This window comes from Paraburkholderia sp. UCT2 (assembly GCF_014397665.1).
Lineage (GTDB): Bacteria > Pseudomonadota > Gammaproteobacteria > Burkholderiales > Burkholderiaceae > Paraburkholderia > Paraburkholderia tuberum.
Genome location: NZ_VZQO01000012.1, coordinates 40,319 through 61,324 on the forward strand (window position 1 = coordinate 40,319; position 21,006 = coordinate 61,324).

The 21,006-nt window shown below is 64.8% G+C and carries 18 protein-coding genes and 1 pseudogene; 14 read left to right on the top strand and 5 right to left on the bottom strand.

Features of this window, described 5'->3' with window-relative positions; translation table 11 throughout:
• Nucleotides 1-103 precede the first annotated feature (103 nt).
• The 5 genes from F6X39_RS12295 to msrQ all read left to right on the top strand — a co-directional run bounded on the left by F6X39_RS12295 (nucleotide 104) and on the right by msrQ (nucleotide 6,213).
• Nucleotides 104-757, top strand: coding sequence for a c-type cytochrome (locus F6X39_RS12295; protein ID WP_184036008.1), 654 nt, complete (start codon nucleotides 104-106; stop codon nucleotides 755-757).
• 118 nt (nucleotides 758-875) lie between these two features.
• Complete coding sequence (locus F6X39_RS12300) at nucleotides 876-3,086, top strand: cytochrome c biogenesis protein ResB (protein ID WP_187616812.1); 2,211 nt, start codon at nucleotides 876-878, stop codon at nucleotides 3,084-3,086.
• A gap of 4 nt (nucleotides 3,087-3,090) precedes the next feature.
• The gene (gene ccsB / locus F6X39_RS12305; RefSeq protein ID WP_187616813.1) at nucleotides 3,091-4,299 is read left to right on the top strand and encodes a c-type cytochrome biogenesis protein CcsB; all 1,209 of its coding nucleotides are present in this window, start codon (nucleotides 3,091-3,093) and stop codon (nucleotides 4,297-4,299) included.
• Between the two features lie 206 nt (nucleotides 4,300-4,505).
• Nucleotides 4,506-5,501 (top strand): protein-methionine-sulfoxide reductase catalytic subunit MsrP, encoded by a 996-nt coding sequence (msrP, locus tag F6X39_RS12310; protein ID WP_187616814.1) that lies wholly within the window; start codon nucleotides 4,506-4,508, stop codon nucleotides 5,499-5,501.
• A 10-nt stretch (nucleotides 5,502-5,511) separates the two neighbouring features.
• On the top strand, nucleotides 5,512-6,213 hold the full coding sequence (gene msrQ, locus F6X39_RS12315) for a protein-methionine-sulfoxide reductase heme-binding subunit MsrQ (RefSeq protein WP_187616815.1): 702 nt from the start codon (nucleotides 5,512-5,514) through the stop codon (nucleotides 6,211-6,213).
• Between the two features lie 111 nt (nucleotides 6,214-6,324).
• Here msrQ and lysA read toward each other — a convergent pair whose 3' ends face one another.
• Both lysA and lptM read right to left on the bottom strand, forming a co-directional pair.
• The gene (lysA, locus tag F6X39_RS12320) at nucleotides 6,325-7,587 is read right to left on the bottom strand and encodes a diaminopimelate decarboxylase (RefSeq protein ID WP_187616816.1); all 1,263 of its coding nucleotides are present in this window, start codon (nucleotides 7,585-7,587) and stop codon (nucleotides 6,325-6,327) included.
• A 9-nt stretch (nucleotides 7,588-7,596) separates the two neighbouring features.
• A complete protein-coding gene (gene lptM / locus F6X39_RS12325; protein ID WP_184035642.1) occupies nucleotides 7,597-7,941 on the bottom strand; it encodes an LPS translocon maturation chaperone LptM in 345 nt (114 codons plus the stop codon).
• Between the two features lie 35 nt (nucleotides 7,942-7,976).
• Between lptM and cyaY the strand changes: the two genes are divergently transcribed.
• On the top strand, nucleotides 7,977-8,297 hold the full coding sequence (cyaY, locus tag F6X39_RS12330; protein WP_090802140.1) for an iron donor protein CyaY: 321 nt from the start codon (nucleotides 7,977-7,979) through the stop codon (nucleotides 8,295-8,297).
• 94 nt (nucleotides 8,298-8,391) lie between these two features.
• Here the strand turns inward: cyaY and F6X39_RS12335 are convergent, their stop codons facing one another.
• Nucleotides 8,392-10,788: a penicillin-binding protein 1A gene (locus F6X39_RS12335; protein ID WP_187616817.1), complete on the bottom strand. Its 2,397-nt coding sequence runs from the start codon at nucleotides 10,786-10,788 to the stop codon at nucleotides 8,392-8,394.
• 270 nt (nucleotides 10,789-11,058) lie between these two features.
• Between F6X39_RS12335 and pilM the strand changes: the two genes are divergently transcribed.
• The 7 genes and pseudogenes from pilM (at nucleotide 11,059) to F6X39_RS12370 (ending at nucleotide 18,487) form a co-directional block, all read left to right on the top strand.
• On the top strand, nucleotides 11,059-12,048 hold the full coding sequence (gene pilM, locus F6X39_RS12340; protein WP_187616818.1) for a pilus assembly protein PilM: 990 nt from the start codon (nucleotides 11,059-11,061) through the stop codon (nucleotides 12,046-12,048).
• Entirely contained in the window at nucleotides 12,045-12,731 is a 687-nt protein-coding gene (locus tag F6X39_RS12345; protein WP_187616819.1) for a fimbrial assembly protein, read from the top strand. The genes pilM and F6X39_RS12345 overlap by 4 nt, the downstream gene beginning before the upstream one ends.
• Nucleotides 12,728-13,659, top strand: a pseudogene (locus tag F6X39_RS12350) (hypothetical protein). The gene F6X39_RS12345 and the pseudogene F6X39_RS12350 overlap by 4 nt, the downstream one beginning before the upstream one ends.
• Entirely contained in the window at nucleotides 13,656-15,389 is a 1,734-nt protein-coding gene (pilQ, locus tag F6X39_RS12355) for a type IV pilus secretin PilQ (protein WP_187616820.1), read from the top strand. The pseudogene F6X39_RS12350 and the gene pilQ overlap by 4 nt, the downstream one beginning before the upstream one ends.
• Nucleotides 15,390-15,503: 114 nt before the next feature.
• Nucleotides 15,504-16,055: a shikimate kinase gene (locus F6X39_RS12360; protein WP_090802131.1), complete on the top strand. Its 552-nt coding sequence runs from the start codon at nucleotides 15,504-15,506 to the stop codon at nucleotides 16,053-16,055.
• Nucleotides 16,055-17,140, top strand: coding sequence for a 3-dehydroquinate synthase (gene aroB / locus F6X39_RS12365; RefSeq protein WP_187616821.1), 1,086 nt, complete (start codon nucleotides 16,055-16,057; stop codon nucleotides 17,138-17,140). Before F6X39_RS12360 ends, aroB begins: the two co-directional genes overlap by 1 nt.
• 144 nt (nucleotides 17,141-17,284) lie before the next feature.
• Nucleotides 17,285-18,487: a deoxyguanosinetriphosphate triphosphohydrolase gene (locus tag F6X39_RS12370; protein WP_316251682.1), complete on the top strand. Its 1,203-nt coding sequence runs from the start codon at nucleotides 17,285-17,287 to the stop codon at nucleotides 18,485-18,487.
• 102 nt (nucleotides 18,488-18,589) lie between these two features.
• On the opposite strand, the gene F6X39_RS12375 is transcribed toward F6X39_RS12370, so the two are convergent.
• Both F6X39_RS12375 and F6X39_RS12380 read right to left on the bottom strand, forming a co-directional pair.
• Nucleotides 18,590-18,970, bottom strand: a complete 381-nt coding sequence (locus F6X39_RS12375; RefSeq protein WP_013090729.1) for a YqjD family protein — start codon at nucleotides 18,968-18,970, stop codon at nucleotides 18,590-18,592.
• Between the two features lie 367 nt (nucleotides 18,971-19,337).
• Nucleotides 19,338-20,063, bottom strand: coding sequence for an OmpW/AlkL family protein (locus tag F6X39_RS12380; protein WP_187616823.1), 726 nt, complete (start codon nucleotides 20,061-20,063; stop codon nucleotides 19,338-19,340).
• Between the two features lie 187 nt (nucleotides 20,064-20,250).
• On the opposite strand from F6X39_RS12380, the gene F6X39_RS12385 reads away from it, so the two are divergent.
• Complete coding sequence (locus F6X39_RS12385) at nucleotides 20,251-20,958, top strand: transposase (RefSeq protein ID WP_013090727.1); 708 nt, start codon at nucleotides 20,251-20,253, stop codon at nucleotides 20,956-20,958.
• The last annotated feature ends 48 nt before the right edge of the window (nucleotides 20,959-21,006 follow it).

The following is a 21,006-nucleotide window of genomic DNA, read 5'->3' on the forward strand; positions in this document are numbered from 1 at the left end:
GAGGCCGCCCCACGTGCCTTGGCGGCTCCTGGCGGTCACTCGGTCGCCGTCGTCGTACTTTGCAGAACATCTAAAATCCCACAAGACGAGACAGGGTGTGCGAATGAATCGACTGTGCAAGACTCTGATGGTGCTTCATGTAACGGCAGGTCTTTCAGGTTTGGCAATTCAGGCACGAGCAGCAGATCCGGCAAAGCCGGACATCAATCGGGGGCAGGCAATCGCGGTACAGGTATGCGCGTCATGTCACGGCGCAGACGGCAACAGTGCCGGCGGCGCATACCCGAAACTGGCGGGCCAGCATCCTGAGTACCTCGTCAAGCAGCTCAGAGATTTCAAGGCGCAGCCGGGCGCCAAACAGGCCGCGCGCAACAATGCGATCATGGCGGGCATGGCCGCCGCGCTTTCCGATCAGGACATGATCAACGTCGCGGCTTACTTCTCGACGCAGACGCCCAAGCCAGGCTATGCGCACAACAAGAAGACCGTCGCGGTGGGGCAGCAGATCTATCGCGGTGGGATTGCCGACCGCGGGGTGCCGGCCTGCGCGGCCTGTCACGGGCCCACGGGGCAGGGTATTCCGATCCAGTATCCACGCCTGTCGGGGCAGTGGGCCGAGTACTCGGTGACGCAATTGACCGCGTTCACGCAAGGTCCGGGCGCTCGAAATAACAACGACGCGATGCATGCGATAGCATCGCGTCTGTCGGACAACGAAATCAAAGCGGTTGCCGACTACATCGCGGGCCTGCATTAAGCGCTTCGTCCGCGCAAATCCAACCGGCCCGGCGAGGCCGGTGAAAAACAAGAAAAGGGTGAGGGTGTCGTCGCTACGACAGCCCTTCACCCTTTTTTGCTGTTCAGTCGGAGTTTGAATGAGCGTCACCACGTCGGGTCTGCAGTCGAAGTCGGGCAATCGCGTCATGCGCAGCGCCATCGAGCTCCTGAGTTCGATGCGTTTCGCCATTGCGCTGCTCGTCATTCTGTCGATCGCCAGCATCATCGGTACCGTCCTCACGCAGGACGATCCGTATCCCAACTACGTCAACCAGTTCGGTCCGTTCTGGGCGGACATCTTCCGCGCGCTGAGCCTCTACACGGTGTACAGCTCGTGGTGGTTCATGCTGATTCTCGGCTTCCTGATGGTGTCTGTGTCGCTCTGCGTGATCCGAAATGCGCCGAAGATGGTCGCCGACGCGAAGAGCTGGAAGGACAAGGTTCGAGAAGGCAGCCTGCGCGCGTTCCATCACAAGGGTGAGTTCGCGGTGCACGGCACGCGCGCGCAGTCGGCGGCGGTGCTCGCAAGGTTGTCGGCGAAGCTCGGCTACAAGTTCGTCACGCGCGAGTCGGACGGCGCGACGTTGATCGCCGCGAAGCGTGGCGCGTTGACGAAGTTCGGCTACATCTCCGCGCACCTCGCGATCGTCGTGATCTGCCTCGGCGGCCTGCTCGACAGCAATCTGCCGATCAAGCTGCAAATGTGGCTGTTCGACAAGTCGCCGATCAACTCGAACACGGTGATCAACGAGATTTCGCCCGAGCATCGGCTGTCGCAATCGAACCCGACGTTCCGCGGCTACGCGTGGGTACCCGAAGGGCAGCACGTGTCGACCGCGATCCTGAATCAGCCCAATGGTTCGCTGATCCAGGACCTGCCGTTTTCGATCGAGCTCAACAAGTTCATCGTCGATTACTACTCGACCGGCATGCCGAAGCTGTTCGCGAGCGACATCGTCGTGATCGATCACAAGACCGGCGCGCGCGTGCCGGCGCGCGTCGAGGTCAACAAGCCGTTCGAATACGACGGCGTGTCGATTTATCAATCGAGCTTCCAGGACGGCGGCTCGCAGATGCAGATGACTGCCTTCCCGATGTCCGGCCCGAGTGCAAAGCCCGCGCCGTTTGGCGGCACGATCGGCGGCAGCGCGCCGTTGAGCTCGGCCACGCCGCTGGCCGATGGCCAGAGCGTCGAATTCACCGACTTCCGCGCGATCAACGTCGAAAACATCTCGAACGGCAACGGGCAGAACGATGCGCGCGGGGTTGTCGCGCAGCACTCGCTGAAGGAAGCGTTCGACGAGCGCCTCGGCTCCGGCGCGAAGACGTCGAAGCCGCTCGATCTGCACAACGTCGGCCCGTCGGTGCAGTACAAGATTCGCGGCAAGGATGGCCAGGCGCGCGAATACAACAACTACATGCTGCCCGTCGACGTGAACGGCGAGAAAATGTTCCTCGCCGGCATGCGCTTGAATCCCGACGACCCGTTCCGCTATCTGCGAATTCCCGCCGATAGCGGCGGCACGCTCAAGGAATGGATGAATCTGCGCGCCACGCTGGAAGACCCGAACCAACGGGCCATCGCCGCTCATCAATTCGCGCAGCGTTCGGTGCCGGGTTCAAATGCGGAGTTGCAGCAACATCTGGAGGAAAGCGCCTTGCGGGTGCTGACCCTTTTTGCGGGCGCCGACAGCAGCATGAAGATGCCGAATGGCGAAACGCTCGGCGGCTTCCAGGCGGTCGCTGGGTTTATCGACCGCTCGGTACCGAAGGGCGAGCAGGAAAAGGCCGCGGGCCTGCTGCTTCGCATGCTCGAAGGCGTGACGTGGGACTTGTGGCAACTGTCGCGCCAGCGGCTCGGCGAGCCCGCCGCGCCGGCCGATGCGGACACGAGCCGCTTCATCCAGAGCTCGCTTAATGCGATTTCCGACAGCTTTCTGTATGGATCGCCGGTCTATTTGCAGCTTGACTCATTCAAGCAGGTGCAAGCTTCGGTATTTCAGTTGACGCGCGCGCCGGGCAAAAAAGTCGTGTATCTTGGCAGCCTGCTTCTCGTATTGGGCATCTTCTCGATGTTCTACGTTCGCGAACGGCGTCTGTGGTTCTGGCTCAAGGACACGGACCACGGCACGAGCGTCGTCATGGCGATGTCGAGCGCGCGTAAGACGCTCGACTTCGAGAAAGAGTTCGTCCAGACGCGGGCCGCCGTGAGCGCCGCATTGGGCGCGAAACTCATCGAAGCAGCCGATGCCAGCCCGGCCGGTCAGGCCGCCGCTGCGTCGGCAAGCTCACAGGATTCGACCCGGTAAGATCATGGACTTGACTCAGGTTTCCTCCTCTTCTTCTGCTTCACGCGCCGACAAGGCGTTTGCGAGCAGCACGCCCGAACTCCCGAACTTCGACGAACGGCCGTTCCTGAAACGCCTGGGTATCGTCGACTGGCTGTTCGCGCTCGCGCTCGTCGGGGGCGCCGGGTTCGCGCTGTCGCGCTATTACCCGTTCATGAACTACTACGACAAACTGGTGCTGATGTGCTCGGTGCCGGTTTTCGTCGTGCTCGGCTGGCGCTGGAAGCCGGTGCGTCCGCTGATGGTCGGAATCGCCGCGCTGTCGCTGCTCGCAATCCAGATCTACCACGGCGATCTGAGCCGCGCCGACAACGCTTTCTTCCTCAAGTATTTCCTGTCGAGCCAGTCCGCGATCCTGTGGATGAGCGCGCTCTTCGTATTCGCGACCGGGTTCTACTGGATCGCGCTGCTGTCGCGCTCGCCGACCGGCGCCGCGATCGGCTCGACGATGACGTGGGCGGCGGTGCTGATGGGCTTCGTCGGGATGATGGTGCGCTGGTACGAGTCGTATCTGATCGGCGCGGACGTCGGCCATATTCCGATTTCGAACCTCTATGAAGTGTTCGTGTTGTTCAGCCTGATCACCGCGCTGTTCTATCTGTACTACGAGCAGCACTACAACACGCGCGCGCTCGGCGCGTTCGTGTTGCTCGTGATCAGCGCAGCCGTCGGCTTCCTGATGTGGTACTCGGTCGCGCGCGACGCGCAGCAGATCCAGCCGCTCGTGCCGGCGCTGCAAAGCTGGTGGATGAAGATTCACGTGCCGGCGAACTTCATCGGCTATGGCAGCTTCGCGCTGTCGGCGATGGTCGGTGTCGCATATCTGGCGAAGGAACGCGGCGTGCTCGCGGATCGTCTGCCGGCGCTCGACGTGCTCGACGACGTGATGTACAAGTCGATCGCGGTCGGCTTCGCGTTCTTCACGATCGCGACGATTCTCGGCGCGCTGTGGGCCGCCCAAGCCTGGGGCGGCTACTGGAGCTGGGACCCGAAGGAGACGTGGGCGCTGATCGTGTGGCTGAACTACGCGGCCTGGCTGCACATGCGTATGATGAAGGGCCTGCGCGGCGCGCTCGCCGCGTGGTGGGCGCTGACCGGGCTGCTGGTCACGAGCTTCGCGTTCCTCGGCGTGAACATGTTCCTGTCGGGCTTGCATAGCTACGGCAAGCTGTAAGATCCGCCGCGCTGAACCGACTAAGAACCGCCGCGTGCTTTCGCACCGGCGGTTTTTTTATGGCCGATGGAATATTCGTTGCTCCCCGGTGTTCGCCAGTCGAGCACCTGAGCAACTACCCGCGGATGACAGACGCCCCCAAAGGGGCGATCATCAATAAGGCTCCGCAACGCGCGCGACGCGGCGGGCCGGCAAGGAGTAGCACGATGTGGATCAAGCGAAGCGACAGAATTCAACTGACCGGCGATGACATCGCGCGCAGCGAAATCGCGCCGCGGCATGTGTTCGAGAACCGGCGACTCATCCTGCAGGCGGCGGGCGCGATGGCGCTTGGCAGCCTGCTCGGCGTGAGCGGCGAGGCGCTCGCGACCTACTCGTCGCCCGATCCGAAGGCGCAGAAGCTCGCGGCGAAAACCAACACCAGGTTCGTCGCGCTCGACAAGGTCACGCCGTACAAGGACATCACAACCTACAACAATTTCTACGAGTTCGGCACCGATAAATCCGACCCCTCGCAGCGCGCGGGCACGTTGCGGCCGCATCCGTGGAAGGTGAGCGTCGAGGGCGAGATCAAGAATCCGAAGGTGTACGACATCGACGATCTGCTGAAGCTCGCGCCGCTCGAGGAGCGTGTGTACCGGCATCGCTGCGTCGAAGGTTGGTCGATCGTGGTGCCGTGGATCGGCGTCTCGCTGTCGGAGCTGATCAAACGCGTCGAACCGACCGGCAATGCAAAGTACGTGCAGTTCATCACGCTCGCCGATCCGTCGCAGATGCCAGGGTTGTCGGCACCCATACTCGATTGGCCGTACTCCGAAGGCCTGCGGATGGACGAGGCGATGCATCCGCTGACGCTACTGACGATGGGCCTCTACGGCCAGGTGCTGCCGAATCAGAACGGCGCGCCGGTGCGCGTCGTGGTGCCGTGGAAGTACGGCTTCAAGAGCGCGAAGTCGCTCGTGAAAATCCGCTTCGTCGAGAAGCAGCCGCCGACGAGCTGGAACACGTACGCGTCGAACGAATATGGGTTTTATTCGAACGTGAATCCGAATGTCGATCATCCGCGCTGGAGTCAAGCCACTGAACGGCGCATCGGCGAAGACGGTTTTTTCACGCCGAAACGCAAGACGCTGATGTTCAACGGTTACGGCGATCAGGTCGCGTCGCTCTATCAGGGCATGGACCTGAAGAAGAACTTCTAGGGCGAGCGCGATGGTTTCCGATACGCAAACTGTCACCCGCACCGAGCCTGCGACGCGGCGGACGTCGTCGGGGTCGGCGGTGAAGCCGCGTTCCACCGGCGGCGCGCGCTGGGTCGTGCCCACCAAAGTCGCAGTCTTCATCGCGGCGCTCTATCCTCTCGCGCGCCTCGTGCTGTTCGGCCTGACCGACCGGCTCGGCGCGAATCCGATTGAATTCATCACACGCTCGACCGGCCTGTGGACGCTCGTGTTCCTGTGCATCACGCTTGCGGTGACGCCGCTACGCCGTCTGACCGGCGTCGCCGCGTTCGTGCGTTTCCGCCGCATGCTCGGGCTCTACACGTTCTTCTACGCGACGCTGCATTTCACCACGTACCTGTGGTTCGACAAGTGGTTCGATGTTGCGGAGATTCTGAAGGATATTGGCAAGCGGCCGTTCATCACGGTGGGCTTCGCCGCGTTCGTGCTGCTGATCGCGCTTGCGGTCACGTCGCCGCGCGCGATGGTGCGCAAGCTCGGACGTCGCTGGCAGACGCTGCATCGCGCGATCTATGCGATCGGCGTGCTCGCGATCCTGCATTTCTGGTGGATGAAGGCGGGCAAGCACGACCTGCTGCTGCCGAAGATCTACGGCGCGGTGATGATCGCGTTGCTGGGATGGCGGCTGGTGGTGTGGATACGTGAGCGGAGGATGGGAACGCGCCGACGATGATGGCGAGTTTATTGGCGTCACGCTGTTTCAAATAAAAATGGCGATGCCACCGTGGCATCGCCATTTTCGTTGCTGCGCTCGACCTTCGCGCTCTGCTGCAGGTACTGACGTTTACGCCGGCAGTATCGTTTCATCCGCAAACAGCTGCTTGACCTCTTCGCGCGCGCGAACCACATGCGCCTGTGTACCATCCACCATCACCTCGGCGGCGCGCGCACGGGTGTTGTAGTTCGAGCTCATCACGAAGCCGTACGCGCCGGCCGAGCGGATCGCGAGCAGATCGCCGGGTTCGACCGCGAGCAGCCGCTCGCGGCCGAGCCAGTCGCCGCTTTCGCAGACCGGGCCGACCACGTCGTACACATGCGCGGGGACGTCGCGCTTCACGACCGGCTCGATGGCATGATAGGCGTCGTACATCGCGGGGCGCGCGAGATCGGTCATCGCCGCGTCGACGATCGCGAAGTTCTTGTCCTCGCCCGGCTTCAGAAACTCGAGACGTGTGAGCAGCACGCCCGCATTGCCGACCAGCGAGCGGCCCGGCTCGAAATAGACTTCGCGGTGACCGTGGCCGCGCGCTTCGATGCGATCGAGCACCGTGCGCACGAACTCACCGATTTCCGGCGGCGTTTCGTCGTCATAGGTGATGCCGAGACCGCCGCCGACGTCGATATGGCGAATCGACACGCCGTCCTGCTCGATCTGCTCGACGAGTTCCAGCACCTTGTCGATCGCGTCGAGATAGGGCGCGACTTCGGTGATCTGCGAGCCAATATGGCAGTCGATGCCGATCACCTCGAGATTCGACATCGCCGCGGCCGCCTGGTAGGTGGCACGCGCATCTTCGAACGCGACGCCGAACTTGTTGGTCTTGAGTCCGGTGGAAATGTACGGATGCGTTTTCGCATCGACATCGGGATTCACGCGCAGCGACACCGGCGCTTTCTTGCCCATCTCGCCCGCCACCGCGTTGAGGCGGTCGAGTTCGGGAATCGATTCGACGTTGAAGCATTTGACGCCCGCCGCGAGCGCGTCGCGCATTTCGCTTGCCTGCTTGCCGACGCCTGAAAACACGGTGTTTTCCGCTTTGCCGCCAGCCGCGAGCACGCGCGCGAGCTCGCCGCCCGACACGATGTCGAAGCCCGCGCCGAGGCGCGCGAACACATTCAGCACCGCGAGATTGCTGTTGGCCTTGACGGCCACGTGCACGCTCGCGCGACGCCCCGCGCAGGCGCCCGCATAGGCGTTCCACGCAGCGGTGAGCGCGGCGCGTGAATAGACGTAGAGCGGCGTGCCGAACTGCTCGGCGAGGGAAACGGCGGACACGCCTTCGGCGTGCAATACGCCGTCGACGTAGTCAAATGCGGATCGAGTCATGCGAAAGTCTTATTGAACGGAAGGGACGGCAGAGGCGGGCAGCGGCACTGCGGGAGCCGATGCCGCCGAAGCGGGCGGCGCCGCGAGCTGGTCTTCGGGGGCGAGCGTGAGCGGCGTGCCCGAGGTGTCCGGGATCGAACCCGTGTCGGCCGCGCTGCCGCTAGCCGGTTGGCTTCGATCGGTCGATGGCGTTTGCGTGCGGTGAGCCGGCGGGGCAGGCATCGGCGGTACGGTCGGCAGATAGAGTGCACCGCGTTGGCCGCAGCCGGTAAGCGCACAACCTGCGAGAATGACTAAAACCGCTACAATCGCGCGGCCGGGCGCTGCCGCGCGCATCCGAGTTACGACTCGCATGACTGTCCCTGAATGAATAATCGATGGAGTTTAGCATGTCCGATAGTGATTACCTGACCCGTGCGGAAGCCGTGCTGGCCGCCATCGAGAGCGCGCTCGACGACATCGACGCCGACATCGAGCTCGAGCGCAGCGGCAACGTTTTGACGCTCGAATTCGAGAACCGCACGAAGATCATCGTCAACCTTCAGCCGCCGATGAGCGAGATCTGGATCGCGGCGAAGGCCGGCGGTTTCCACTTCCGTTTCGTCGACGGTGAATGGCGCGACACGCGCAGCGGCGCGGAGTTTTTCGCGGCGCTGTCGCAGTATGCGACGCAGCAGGCTGGCGAGCCGGTGCGGATCGCCGCGCTATGAGCGCGGTGTAATAAGCGCGAGACGCTCTCAAAACAAAACCGCCGCGTAACGAACGCGGCGGTTTTTTCTTTTCTAGCGGGACATCGACGCAGCCTCAGTGCCCGCGGAACAGATTCATGATGTCCTGCTTTTCCTGTTCGCCGACCTGTTCCGGAGCGGCGGCTGCCGCGCTCGCCTCCGCATCGAGCGTCGCCTGACTGACGCCGACCGTCGCGATGAAACCGTGGCCCGGCGTGAACTCGTCGAAATAAAGCTCCGAGCCGATTTCGCTGACGTCGTCGGGGCGTGGCATCTTGTACTCGGGCACCCCCTTCAGCGCGCGTCCCATGTACTCGATCCACACCGGCAGCGCCAGGCCGCCGCCGGTTTCCTTGTCGCCGAGGCTGCGCGGGTTGTCGTAGCCGATCCACGCGATCGCGGTGAGCGTGTGCTGATAGCCGGCGAACCACGCGTCACGGGAATCGTTGGTCGTGCCGGTCTTGCCGGCGAGATCGGTGCGCTTGAGCACGTTGCTCTTCGCCCCGGTGCCGTGCTGCGCGACGCTTTGCAGCAGGCTGTTCATCACGTAGGCGTTGCGCGGTTGGATCGCGAACGGCGCGCTTTGCCCGGCCACGAGCGGCTGCGCGTGCGCGACGACGATGCCGCGCTGATCGGTGACCTCCGCGATCAGATACGGATTGATCCGGTAGCCGCCGTTGGCGAACACCGAGAACGCGCCGGCCATTTGCAGCGGCGTCACGAGGCCCGCGCCGAGCGCCATCGGCAGATAGGCGGGATGGCGGTCCGCGTCGAAGCCAAACCGCGTGATGTATTGCTGCGCGTACTTCGGGCCGATCTGGTTAAGGATGCGGATCGACACGAGGTTCTTCGATTTCTGCAGCGCGGTGCGCATCGTCATCGGACCGTCGAAGCCGCCGCCGTAGTTTTTCGGCTCCCACGCCTGGCCGCCGGTTTCGGCGGCGCTGAAGAAGAGCGGCGCGTCGTTGATGATCGTGGCGGGCCCGAGGCCCTTTTCGAGCGACGCCGAATAGATGAACGGCTTGAAGCTGGAGCCCGGCTGACGCCACGCCTGCGTCACGTGATTGAACTTGTTCTTGTTGAAGTCGAAGCCGCCGACCAGCGAGCGGATCGCACCGTCCTGCGGCACCAGCGAGATGAACGCGCCTTCCACCTGGGGCAATTGCGTGATCGACCAGTCGCCCTCGTCGTTCTTCACGAGCCGCACGATCGCGCCGGGCCGGATGCGCTGATTCGGCTGCGCGCGCGGGCCGAGCGCGAACTGCGCATAGCGCAGGCCGTCGCCCTGAATGGTCGCGACATTGCCGTCGATGAACGCCGCCTGGACCTGCTTCGGGCTCGCCGCCGTGACGACGGCCGCGATGATTTCGCCATTGTCGGGATGTTCGAGCAGCGCGTCGTCGATGGCCTGCTCGCGCTCGTCGGCGTCGGCCGGCAGATCGATGAACGCCTCCGGGCCGCGATAGCCGTGACGGCGCTCGTAGTCCATCAAGCCTTTGCGCACCGCGTGGTAGGCGACGTCCTGATCGGCCGAGTCGATCGTGGTCACGACGTTCAGGCCGCGCGTGTAGGCTTCCTCGCGATACTGCGCGTACATCATCTGCCGCACCATTTCCGCGACGTATTCCGCGTGTACGCTGTACTCCTTGCCCATGCCCTTCACGACGAGCCGCTGCCGGCTCGCCTCGTCGTACTGTTCCTGAGTGATGTAGTGCAATTCGTACATGCGCTGCAGGATGTACTCCTGGCGCACCTTCGCACGCTTCGGATTGACGACCGGGTTATACGCGGAGGGCGCCTTCGGCAGACCGGCGAGCATCGCCGATTCGGCGAGCGTCAGGTCCTTCAGATCCTTGCCGAAGTACACGCGCGCGGCACTCGCGAAACCGTACGCGCGCTGACCGAGATAGATCTGATTCATGTACACCTCGAGAATCTGATCCTTGCTCAGCTTCGACTCGATCTTGTACGCGAGCAGCATCTCGTAGATCTTGCGCGTGTACGTCTTCTCGCTGGACAGAAAGAAGTTGCGCGCGACCTGCATCGTGATCGTGCTCGCGCCTTGCGTCGCATGACCGTTGGTCAGCGCGACGAAGCCGGCTCGCGCGATGCCGGTGAGGTCGACGCCACCGTGCTCATAGAAGCGCGCGTCCTCGATCGCGAGGATCGCTTTCTTCAGGCTGTCGGGCACGTCCTGGATGTGCACGATGTCGCGCCGCTCCGCGCCGAATTCGCCGATCAGCACGTGATCGGCCGTATAGATTCGCAGCGGCACTTTGGGCTGATAGTCGGTCAATGCATCGAGTGACGGCAGGTTTGGCGTCGCGACGACGAGCGCATAGCCGAGCACCAGCGCCACGCATACGATGCCCGCCACGATCAACCCGACAAAGCCAAGGATCAGCTTCAGCCATAACGGACGTTTGCGCTTTTTCGGCGCGGGCGGTGGGGACGCAGGAGACGTGGCTTGCATAGGAGTACCGGAAAAACAGTCCCGCGATTATAGCCGCCAGGGTTTTTCTGCTTTCGACAAGCTTACGAATAACGTGCAATCGGCACACGCCAGGCGGCGCGGGAATGACTTCGCCGTGGTCCCAACTGTAGTCGCTTTGATGTCGCTCGGGGCGGCTTCGCATCCGCGTTAGCCATTCGGCTGAATGTCGTTAGGACGTGCGTCTGCCGACAATGATCCCTCGTTACTCGCGTTCGAATGGTTCGTCGCGTGAGTCAGAGGGAGGGCGGTATGGCCTATAAAAATTCGTGGCTTCAGGCGGTGCGGGAGGGCCGGCAGCGTTTCGCCGCCGGCATCGATGTCGGTTCGCAAAACGTGCGTCTCGTCGTGGTGAGTCAACGCGCCCGGGGTGCGCTGCATCTCGAACATATGAGCACGGTGCCGTTCGCGGCCGGCACCATGGCGGGCGCCGAGATCGTCGATCGGCAGGCCGTCGCGCGGGCGTTGCGCGATGCGTTCGCCGGTTTGCCGCGCGTATGCGCGACGCACGCGCTGCGCTGCGCGATGGCCGTGCCTTCGTCGGCCACGCTGACGACGACAGTGCCGCTCGCGCGGCTCGCCGCTCAGAGCGACTGCGAGGCGGAGGACGGCGGCGTTGCGCTCGCCGGACTTGCGCCCGCGGTGATGGGAGAGGCGGAGCGCATCGCCGGCCTCGAGCGTCATGCGCTCGCGGTCGACTGGTACGTCGACGAGACGCCGTCGCCGGTGCGCTCGGTGAAGATCGCCGCGACCGCGCGTCAGCATCTCGAAGCGCGGATCGAATGCGCCGCGACCGCAGGGATTTCGCTGTCCGCGATCGATGGCGAACCGCACGCGGCATTGCGCGCGCTGCGCCACGCGGCCAGTCGCGAGCTCGACCCGAACGAGCCGTACGCGGCGGTGTGGGTCGGTACGGACGGCGTGTACGGCTGGAGCGTCGTCGATGGCGCGAGCGTCGGCGAGATGCGCTACCCGGCGCCCGAGCATGCCGATCTCGCCGACGCGTTGCGCGATCTCACGCACGGGCCGGAGTTCGACTGCGCGCTGATTGGCGGCGAAATCGATCTGCTCGACGGCGTCGGCTTTTCACTCGCCGATATTGGCGACGTGCTCGGCTGCTCGGCGCTGCCGTTCGAATGTGCGCTGCTCGGCAGCCACGCGCGGCCGCTCGACGACGCCTTGCTGCACGAGCCGGCTGGCGCGGTCGCGTTTGGGCTCGCGTTGCGCGGGGTGCTGGAATGAGGGCCGTTCTGTCGTTTTCGTCCGGCGTCGCCGCGAGTGCGGATCAGCGCGCCGCTGTACCGTGGCTGGGCGGCTTCAATCTGCTGCCGTATCGCCAACGCAACGCGCGACTCGCGCGGCGCCGCTGTATGCGCGACTGGGCTGTGGCCGCTTGTGTCGGTGCCGCGGGTGTGTTGCTCGTCGCCGGTTGGCAGAGCTTCGCCGCAGCGCGGCTCGATGCGCGGCGCGCGGCGGCCGGGCAGGCGCTGACTCCGCTCGCCGTGCCGCTCGCGGAGCACGCGAAGCTGTCGCGGGCCGAACAGGATGAGCGCGAAGCCGCGGCGCGCGCCGCGAGTCTCGCGAGGCCGCTCGCACATCTGCGCGATCTGCTCGACGCGCTGAGCTTCGAACCCGGCGATCGCGTCGTGTTGCGGCAGTTGCGCCAGCGCGAGTACGAGACTGAATTGCTGGCGACTTCGAGTGGCCATAGCGCGTCGGCTGAGTGGCTCAAGCGGCTCGGCGCGATCCACGGCGTGCAGGGCGCGGAGATGCGCGATCTGCATCGGCCGACGGGGAAGGGCGGCGCGTCGACGGAACAGGCGATAGGCGGACCCGTGGAGTTCGATGCGCGCCTGCGCTGGGGCGATCCGCCGCACAAGCCGGCACGCGCCCTGAAGGCCGCACGAACGGGAGGTGCGCGATGAGCACGACCTTTTTCGAGGCGGGTGGTGCGGCGCATGGGTCCGCGGGTTTTTCGCGCTGGGTCAAGCGGGCGCGTGTGCCGCTCGAGGCGTGGAGCCGGCGCCGTCGCTGGCTCGTCGCGGCGACGCTTGCCGCGCTCGTGTTCGGCGTCGGCGCGTACGGCTGGAACGCGGCTGATCTCGCCGGACTGGAAGCGAGCCGCGCGGCGCTCGCGCTCAGCACGCAGCGTCTCGCGGAGGCGCGGCACACGCTCGCACAGCTGCCGTCGCTGCGCCGTGCAGCCGCGGCGATGCCGGCCACGGCGTCGAGCGCCGTGTCGTGGAACTCCGCCGACGACGTGCGCATCGTCTCCGAACTGGCCACGCAAAGCGGCGTCGCGCTGCTTGCGGTGGAACCGGGCGCGGCGAGCGGCGAGGGCGTCGAGCGGATGCGCGTGCTGCAGCTCACCGCGCGCACCGACTTCGTTCACCTGATGGCGTTTTCCACGGGCTCGCGCAACTGCCGGTGCTGATCGTTCCCGTCGACGTGACCGTCAAGCAGGACGGCAAAGGGCTCGCGGTGGCCGCGACGCTGCAGGTGTACGCCGCGCTGCGACCTGTGCCCGACACCCCGGCTGCGAGCGCCGAGGCGAGCCCTGACGCCGACGAGGCTGCCGACGATGACGACGAAGGCCTCGTGTTCTTCGATCCGTTTGCGAAGTCGCAGATCTCCGCGAGCGGCGAGCTGGGCGATGCTTCTGAGTTGCGCCTTGTCGGTTTGCTGCGCGATCGTACCCGCGGGCTCGCGCTGCTCGACACGCCAGACGGCACGACGACGGTCGCGGCCGGGCAACGACTGGGCGTCGAGCGGGTCACACAGCTCGACGCGCTTGGCATTACGCTCGCGAACGGCGGCGCGACGCGCACGCTGACGCTGACGGAGACGTCATGATGCGCCCGCTCAAGCGATGGAGCGTCGCGACGCTGGGTGTCGGACGCGAGGTCCGCGTCGTCTCCGGACGGTGTTTCGGGCTCTACGTCGCCGCAACGCTGGGTGCCGGCGTCGCACAGGCAGCGACGCCACTGCTGCTGCCGCCGTTGCCGACTTACGCGGCGCTCGACGACCCGGCCGTATCGGCCAACACCGCCTACGAGACGGCGCCGCTGCCGAGCGGCGGCATCGGCCAGGCGGCCAATCCGTTCGGCGACGTTTCCACGCCAGGCGCGGCCCAGGAGCCGGACACGCTCCAGCCGGCCGCGCGTTCCGCGATAGCGCCCGACGCCTCCCCGGACGACGTCGCCAACGGCCCGATGCCGCCGCCTTCGGCACGACAACCCGCCACCCCGGCTCGCGACGACAGTGCCGGCACGCCTGGTCTCGAAGGCCCGCCGGTCCCGCTGCCGCCGCGGCCGCGCCTCGCCGACGCATCGGCGAGTGCGGACTCGGGCCTTCCCGCGGGCAACGAGCCGATCTCGCTGAACTTTCAGCGTGCGCAACTTGGCGCGGTCCTGAAAGCGTTCGCCGAGTTCACCGGCCTGAACATCGTCGCCAGCGACAAAGTGCGCGGCGCCGTGTCGATACGTCTCGACAAGGTGCCGTGGCGCACCGCGTTCGACACCTTGCTCGACGTCAACAATCTGGCGATGGAGCGCCACGGCAACGTAATCTGGGTCGCGCCTGCCGCCGAGCTCGCCGCGCGCGAACGTCAGCGCTTCGAAGCCCACGCGCGCGCCGCGGACCTCGAGCCGCTCGCGAGCCGCACGTTCGAGCTGCACTACGCGCACGCCGAGGACGTGCGTCGCCTGCTGACCGGTTCCGGCACGCAGCGCGTGCTGTCCAAACGTGGCGCCGTCACCGCTGATCCGCGCACCAACCTGCTGTTCGTCACCGATCTCGCGGGGCGGCTCGAGCAGATCGCGGCGCTGATCGCTTCCGTCGACCGGCCGACTCGCCAGGTGCTGATCGAGGCTCAGATCGTCGAAGGCGACCAGGGCTTTTCGCGCAATCTCGGGGTTCGGCTGTCGCTCGCCGGCACCAGCGCGGATGGTACGTCGAGAGGGCTGACGGGTGGAACGGACGGCTCCGTGTACGATCTGTCGGCCCGACCGATCTCCGGATTCGATGCCGCGACCGCCGGCCTCACGCTGTTCGCGGCTCACGCGACCCGGCTGCTGAATATCGAACTCTCGGCGCTCGAGTCCGAAGGGCATGGGAAAATCGTGTCGAGCCCACGGGTCGTCACCGCGGACCGGATGAAGGCGATCGTCGAGCAGGGCACCGAGCTGCCGTATCAGGCGAAGGTCGGCCAGGGCGTATCGGGCGTGCAGTTTCGCCGGGCGACGCTCAAACTGGAGGTCGAGCCGCAGATCATGCCGGATGGCCGCGTGGTGCTCGATCTCGACGTCGCGAAGGACAGCGTCGGCGAGCAGACCGACGCCGGGCCCGCGATCAACACCAAGCACGTGCAAACGCGCGTCGAGGTCGAGGATGGCGGTACGGTGTCGATCGGCGGAATTTACGAGACCGACGACCGTGACGACGTCGAGCGGGTGCCCCTCCTCGGCAAAATACCGGTTCTGGGCGCATTGTTCCGCCATCGGACTCATCGCGACACGCGTAGCGAACTGGCGGTTTTCATCACGCCGCGCGTGGTGCGGGAAAGCGTGGTGCGGGAAAATTAGGGCATATAGGGCACGCATGCACCGCCGTCCGCCGGCGGCGCGCAGGCTCGACAAGGCAGCCGCTTTGCCAGTAAGCTGCGGCACGAACTACACCGGATTAGCCAGAGGACACCGTTGCAAGCGCGGGACGCACACGCCAATGTTTTTTTCGTAGGGCTCATGGGGGCAGGAAAAACCACTGTGGGTCGGGCGGTTGCGCGCCGTCTCGAGCGCCCGTTCTTCGATTCCGACCATGAAATCGAGGCGCGCACGGGCGCGCGCATTCCCGTGATCTTCGAGCTCGAGGGCGAAGCGGGCTTTCGCGATCGCGAAGCGAGCGTGATCTCCGAGCTGACCGGGCGCGACAATATCGTGCTCGCGACCGGCGGCGGTGCAGTCCTGCGGCCGGAAAACCGCGAAGCGTTGAAAAGCCGTGGCCTCGTGATCTATCTGCGCGCCAATCCGCATGACCTGTGGCTGCGCACGCGGCGCGACAAGAATCGCCCGCTGCTGCAAACGGAAGACCCCAAGGCGCGCCTCGAAGCGCTCTATGAAGTGCGCGACCCGCTGTACCGCGAATGCGCGCACTTCGTGATCGAAACCGGCCGGCCCTCGGTCAACGGACTCGTCAACATGGTTCTGATGCAGCTCGAGATGGCCGGCGTCGCCAAACATCCTGCTTCATAATGGACCGTATGATTACCGTCAACGTCGAACTGGGCGAGCGCGCCTACCCCATCCATATCGGTGCCGGCCTGATCGGCCAGACCGCGCTGTTCGCGCCGCATATCGCCGGCAACTCGGTCACGATCGTCACCAATAGCACCGTCGATCCGCTCTACGGCGACAAGCTGCGCGCAGCGCTTGCGCCGCTGAACAAGCAGGTGTCCACGGTGGTTTTGCCGGACGGCGAAGCACACAAGAATCTGCAGACGCTGAACCTGATCTTCGACGCGCTGCTCGGCTCGCGCGCCGACCGCAAGACCACGCTGATCGCGCTCGGTGGCGGTGTGATCGGCGACATGACCGGGTTTGCCGCCGCCTGCTACATGCGCGGCGTGCCGTTCATCCAGGTGCCGACCACGTTGCTGTCGCAGGTGGATTCGTCGGTCGGCGGCAAGACCGGCATCAATCATCCGCTGGGCAAGAATATGATCGGCGCGTTCTACCAGCCTCGGGCGGTGATCGCTGACATCGGCGCATTGCGTACGTTGCCCGAACGCGAACTCGCGGCGGGCATCGCCGAGGTCATCAAGACCGGCGCAATCGCCGACGCCGGATTCTTCAGCTGGATCGAGGCCAATATCGAGGCTTTGAACCGCTGCGAACCGGCGGCGTTGACCGAGGCAGTCAAACGCTCGTGCGAGATCAAGGCGTCGGTGGTGGCGCAGGACGAGCGCGAAGGTGGTCTGCGCGCGATCCTCAACTTCGGTCACACGTTCGGCCACGCGATCGAAGCCGGACTCGGCTATGGCGAGTGGCTGCACGGCGAGGCGGTCGGCTGCGGAATGGTGATGGCGGCGGATCTGTCGGTGAGGCTCGGCCATCTCGATGAAGCGTCGCGCAAGCGGCTCGTCGACGTCGTGCTTGCCGCGCATCTGCCCACTCGTGCTCCCGCGCTCGGCGCGGATCGTTACATCGAGCTGATGCAGATCGACAAGAAGGCGGAAGCCGGCGCGATCAAGTTCATTCTGCTGAAGCGTTTCGGTGAGACACTGATCACCCGCGCGCCCGACGCCGACGTGCATGCGACGCTGGCCGCCGCCGTCTAGATTCAACACGGCCCTGCAGCCACGCTTCACGCACCCGCGTCACGAGGCGCCGCCCATGTTTCGGAGGACCCGGTGACTGACAGGCGCAGCGACGATATCCAGCATGACACGACGAGCGCGCGCGCTGGCGCCGGGAACGGCGTCATCACCGCCACGGTCAGCACCGGGGATGCCGCTGCCGCGGTTGCCACACCCGCCGTCCCCGCGCCGACCCAGCAGGCGCTCGAAGCGCATCTCGCGCCGTACGCGGCGCATTCGAGCCAGTCGCGTGGGCGTCGCTATGCGGAAACCGCGCCGAGCGCGCGTACCGAGTTTCAGCGCGACCGCGACCGCATCGTCCACTCGACCGCATTCCGGCGGCTCGAATACAAGACTCAGGTATTCGTCAACCACGAGGGCGACCTGTTTCGCACGCGCCTCACCCATAGCCTCGAAGTTGCACAGATCGCGCGCTCGGTTGCGCGCAACCTGCGCGTCAATGAAGATCTCGTCGAAGCGATTTCGCTGGCGCACGATCTCGGCCATACGCCGTTCGGCCATGCCGGCCAGGATGCGTTGAACGAATGCATGCGCGAGCATGGCGGCTTCGAGCACAACCTGCAGAGCCTCACGGTCGTCGACGAACTTGAAGAGCACTACGGAGCGTTCAATGGGTTGAACCTGTGCTTCGAGACGCGCGAGGGCATTCTCAAGCATTGCTCGCGCGACAACGCGCGCCGGCTCGGGACATTGGGCGAGCGCTTTCTCGAAGGGCGGCAACCGTCGCTCGAAGCGCAGATCGCCAACGTCGCCGACGAAATCGCTTACAACAATCACGACGTCGACGACGGTCTGCGCTCCGGTCTGCTGTCGCTCGAGCAGCTCGCCGAAGTGGAACTCTGGCAGACGCATTGCGAGGCGGCGCGCGGCGACTATCCGCAGATCGAGGGGCGTCGGCTGATTCACGAGACGGTGCGGCGCGTGATCAATACGCTGATCGTCGATCTGATCGAAACGACGCGGGCCAATCTCGCGCGCTACGCGCCGGCGTCACTCGACGACGTGCGCGCGGCGCCCCCGCTCGTCGCGCACAGTGATGCGATCGCCGCGCAGGCCGCGGCGCTCAAGCGCTTCCTGTTCAGAAACATGTACCGTCACTATCGCGTGATGCGCATGGCCAACAAGGCACGCCGCGTCGTGGTCGGCCTGTTCGACGCGTTCACCGACGACCCGCGGCTGCTGCCGCCGGACTATCAGTCGGCCGATGCGACGCGTCAGCCGCGTTTGATCGCGCATTACATCGCGGGGATGACCGATCGTTACGCGCTGAAGGAGTATCGGCGGCTGTTCGTGATCGACGATAACTAGCCGCTAGCGGCTGGGCGCGGCAAGGGGTGTACGTTCAGCGTTGCCGCATCGAAGCGGCCGTCGCGCCCCCTTGCCAGCACCGTCAAACCGCGCAAGCCAGCGTCATCGCGAACGGGACGCGAACAGCGCCCCCGCCACCAGCGCAAGCCCGCCGACGATCGCAATCGTCTGCCACGGATTTTCATGCACGTAGTGATCGGCGTCCGAGATCGCGACGCCCGCCCGATCGCGCATCGCGTCGCGCGTGTCGTTCAGCCGCTCGCGCGCGGCGTCCAACTGTTTGCGCAGCCTGCCGCGCAGGGCCACGGCGTCGGCCTGCGTGCCGTCGGCCAAGGTCGATTCGAGTTCCGACAGCAGGGTGCGCAACTCGACCGCGATATCTTCGGCCGCGTGGCGGCTGTGGCGAGCGATGCGCCGCGCGCGGCGACTCGCGCTGGTCCAGGATTCGCCGAGGGCGTCTCGCGTATTTGGAAGTGCTGTCATGGTCGCTCCGTCGATGAGTTGAAAGGCCCCGCGCATCGTCGCGCGGACACGCAATGCGCAGACGCAGCATCACGTCGTCGCATAGGAAACGCCATCTAAACGCAACTTCGATGCCAAGCGCTGCATTGCCGGCACCGCTGCACGCGTGCGGCTCGCGACAGGATGGGGCGTGCCCGTATCGTCGCCGGATTTTGCACATGGACGCGCCGAATTCGCGTCAAATTTACAAACGCTGATGCCGGATGACGCTGCCATCCCGATGCAACAGAGTCGCCAAATGCAAACGCCGTGATCGGTTCGATGACGGCGTTCCCCACGTCGCGAAAATTCGACTACCCTAATTCAAGCTACCCGCTCTAGCGAAGCGTTAGAAACGGTAACCGACGTTGACGTAAGTGACGATCGGGTTCAGCTTGATCTTGGTTTGCGATTGCACGGTCAGCGTGCCGACCGGCGTGGCCGATGCCGAAGTGAGCTTTGCGGTCGTGCTGAGCGGCAGGTACGAGATCGACACGCCGGCGAACCAATGCTGATTGAAGGCGTACGTGAAGCCCGCATTAAACACAGGTTCCCACGAACTATCCGTCGACACACTGGTCGGACCATGCAGAACGTTGGCTTCGAATGCGCTGTTGGAAATGTGTTCGTCGGTGAACCAGATGCGGCTCACACCGAGACCGAGATACGGGCGGAACGAAGCAGTCGGCGCGTTGAAGTAGTACTTGAACAGCAGCGTCGGGCTCCACTGTTTGGCCTGCCCGAGCTTGCCGAACTGCGCGAAGCTGCCCGTGCCGAACAGATCGAAAGTAGGGGGGACGCCAATGACGAATTCGGTTGCGATATGGTCGGTGACGAAGTAGCCGGCGGTGAAACCGATGGTATCGGCCGAACTCAGCGAGGCGCCGGTGTTGGCTTCGGTGATGTTGGTTGGGCTACCGCCAATGCTGGTCACGGTCAGTGGATCGCTGCTCGATTGGGGCGCAAGATGGAACCAGCCCGTCGAGAAGTAGATGGTGCCGGCCGATTGTGCGTGCGCTGCCGTGCTCATGCAGGCTAGCACTGCCATCCCCGTTGCGGCCTGTTTTAATTTCATATGTGCTCCTCCAAAAAAGGCCCGCTCATTATGACTACAACGTTTGAAACAAACCATACGCGGCGGTTAGAGTTTTCTCCCTAAGCACCACGTGGTTTCTGGCTTGGCCGCATGGCGCCGAACCTTGCGCCCATGCGGCTCTTCGGACCTTCGGGTATATACCAACGCGACTATTGGACACTCCAGCATGGCACGGCTTGCACGTCTTTATGTCCCCGACCAGCCGCAGCACGTCATCCTCCGCGGGCTCGACCAGCAGCCCGCCTTCGTCGACGACCAGGACTACGAGCTTTTCATCGACTGTCTGAAGGCGGCCTCCCGGGACCATCACCTTTCGATCCACGCTTACGCCTTGATGCCGGGCGCCGTGCAACTGCTCGTCACGCCCACCGAGGAGTCGAGCCTGCCCAAGGCGATGCAGGCCGTCGGGCGGCGCTATGTCGCGCACTTCAACCGGCGCTATGCGCGTCGCGGCACCTTGTGGGAAGGCCGTTACCGGGCCACCGTGATCGAGGGTGAGCGCTACTTCCTGCTTGCGAGCCGGGTCGTGGAAATGTGTCCGGTGCGCTTGCAACTGGTCAACGCGGCCGAGGATTATCGCTGGTCGAGCTACCGTCATCACATCGGCCTTACCCTCGACAGTCTGATCACGGATCACCCCCTTTACTGGTCGCTCGGCAATACGCCGTTCGAGCGACAGCGTGCTTATCGCGAACTGTGCGAGCAGCCGCTCGACGAGCGCGAGGCAAGTCAGCTCCAGCAAGCCACGCTGAAGGGCTGGGTGCTCGGCAGCGACACGTACCGCGAATGGGCGGCGCGCGCCGCCAACCGACGTGTGTCACCCCTACCGCGTGGCCGGCCACGCAAGGTGCGCGAGACGCCGCATACGCAGTGAGGCGGCGGCAGGGCGATACCCCGGCGGCGCCGATAGAGCCGCTTTAAA

What these genes read in the sequence shown, in the direction of transcription:
- F6X39_RS12295 (WP_184036008.1), top strand. Translation starts at nt 104, where the DNA reads ATGAATCGACTGTGCAAGACTCTGATGGTGCTTCATGTAACGGCAGGT.
- F6X39_RS12300 (WP_187616812.1), top strand. Translation starts at nt 876, where the DNA reads ATGAGCGTCACCACGTCGGGTCTGCAGTCGAAGTCGGGCAATCGCGTC.
- ccsB (WP_187616813.1), top strand. Translation starts at nt 3,091, where the DNA reads ATGGACTTGACTCAGGTTTCCTCCTCTTCTTCTGCTTCACGCGCCGAC.
- msrP (WP_187616814.1), top strand. Translation starts at nt 4,506, where the DNA reads ATGTGGATCAAGCGAAGCGACAGAATTCAACTGACCGGCGATGACATC.
- msrQ (WP_187616815.1), top strand. Translation starts at nt 5,512, where the DNA reads ATGGTTTCCGATACGCAAACTGTCACCCGCACCGAGCCTGCGACGCGG.
- lysA (WP_187616816.1), bottom strand. Translation starts at nt 7,587, where the DNA reads ATGACTCGATCCGCATTTGACTACGTCGACGGCGTATTGCACGCCGAA.
- lptM (WP_184035642.1), bottom strand. Translation starts at nt 7,941, where the DNA reads ATGCGAGTCGTAACTCGGATGCGCGCGGCAGCGCCCGGCCGCGCGATT.
- cyaY (WP_090802140.1), top strand. Translation starts at nt 7,977, where the DNA reads ATGTCCGATAGTGATTACCTGACCCGTGCGGAAGCCGTGCTGGCCGCC.
- F6X39_RS12335 (WP_187616817.1), bottom strand. Translation starts at nt 10,788, where the DNA reads ATGCAAGCCACGTCTCCTGCGTCCCCACCGCCCGCGCCGAAAAAGCGC.
- pilM (WP_187616818.1), top strand. Translation starts at nt 11,059, where the DNA reads ATGGCCTATAAAAATTCGTGGCTTCAGGCGGTGCGGGAGGGCCGGCAG.
- F6X39_RS12345 (WP_187616819.1), top strand. Translation starts at nt 12,045, where the DNA reads ATGAGGGCCGTTCTGTCGTTTTCGTCCGGCGTCGCCGCGAGTGCGGAT.
- pilQ (WP_187616820.1), top strand. Translation starts at nt 13,656, where the DNA reads ATGATGCGCCCGCTCAAGCGATGGAGCGTCGCGACGCTGGGTGTCGGA.
- aroB (WP_187616821.1), top strand. Translation starts at nt 16,055, where the DNA reads ATGGACCGTATGATTACCGTCAACGTCGAACTGGGCGAGCGCGCCTAC.
- F6X39_RS12375 (WP_013090729.1), bottom strand. Translation starts at nt 18,970, where the DNA reads ATGACAGCACTTCCAAATACGCGAGACGCCCTCGGCGAATCCTGGACC.
- F6X39_RS12380 (WP_187616823.1), bottom strand. Translation starts at nt 20,063, where the DNA reads ATGAAATTAAAACAGGCCGCAACGGGGATGGCAGTGCTAGCCTGCATG.
- F6X39_RS12385 (WP_013090727.1), top strand. Translation starts at nt 20,251, where the DNA reads ATGGCACGGCTTGCACGTCTTTATGTCCCCGACCAGCCGCAGCACGTC.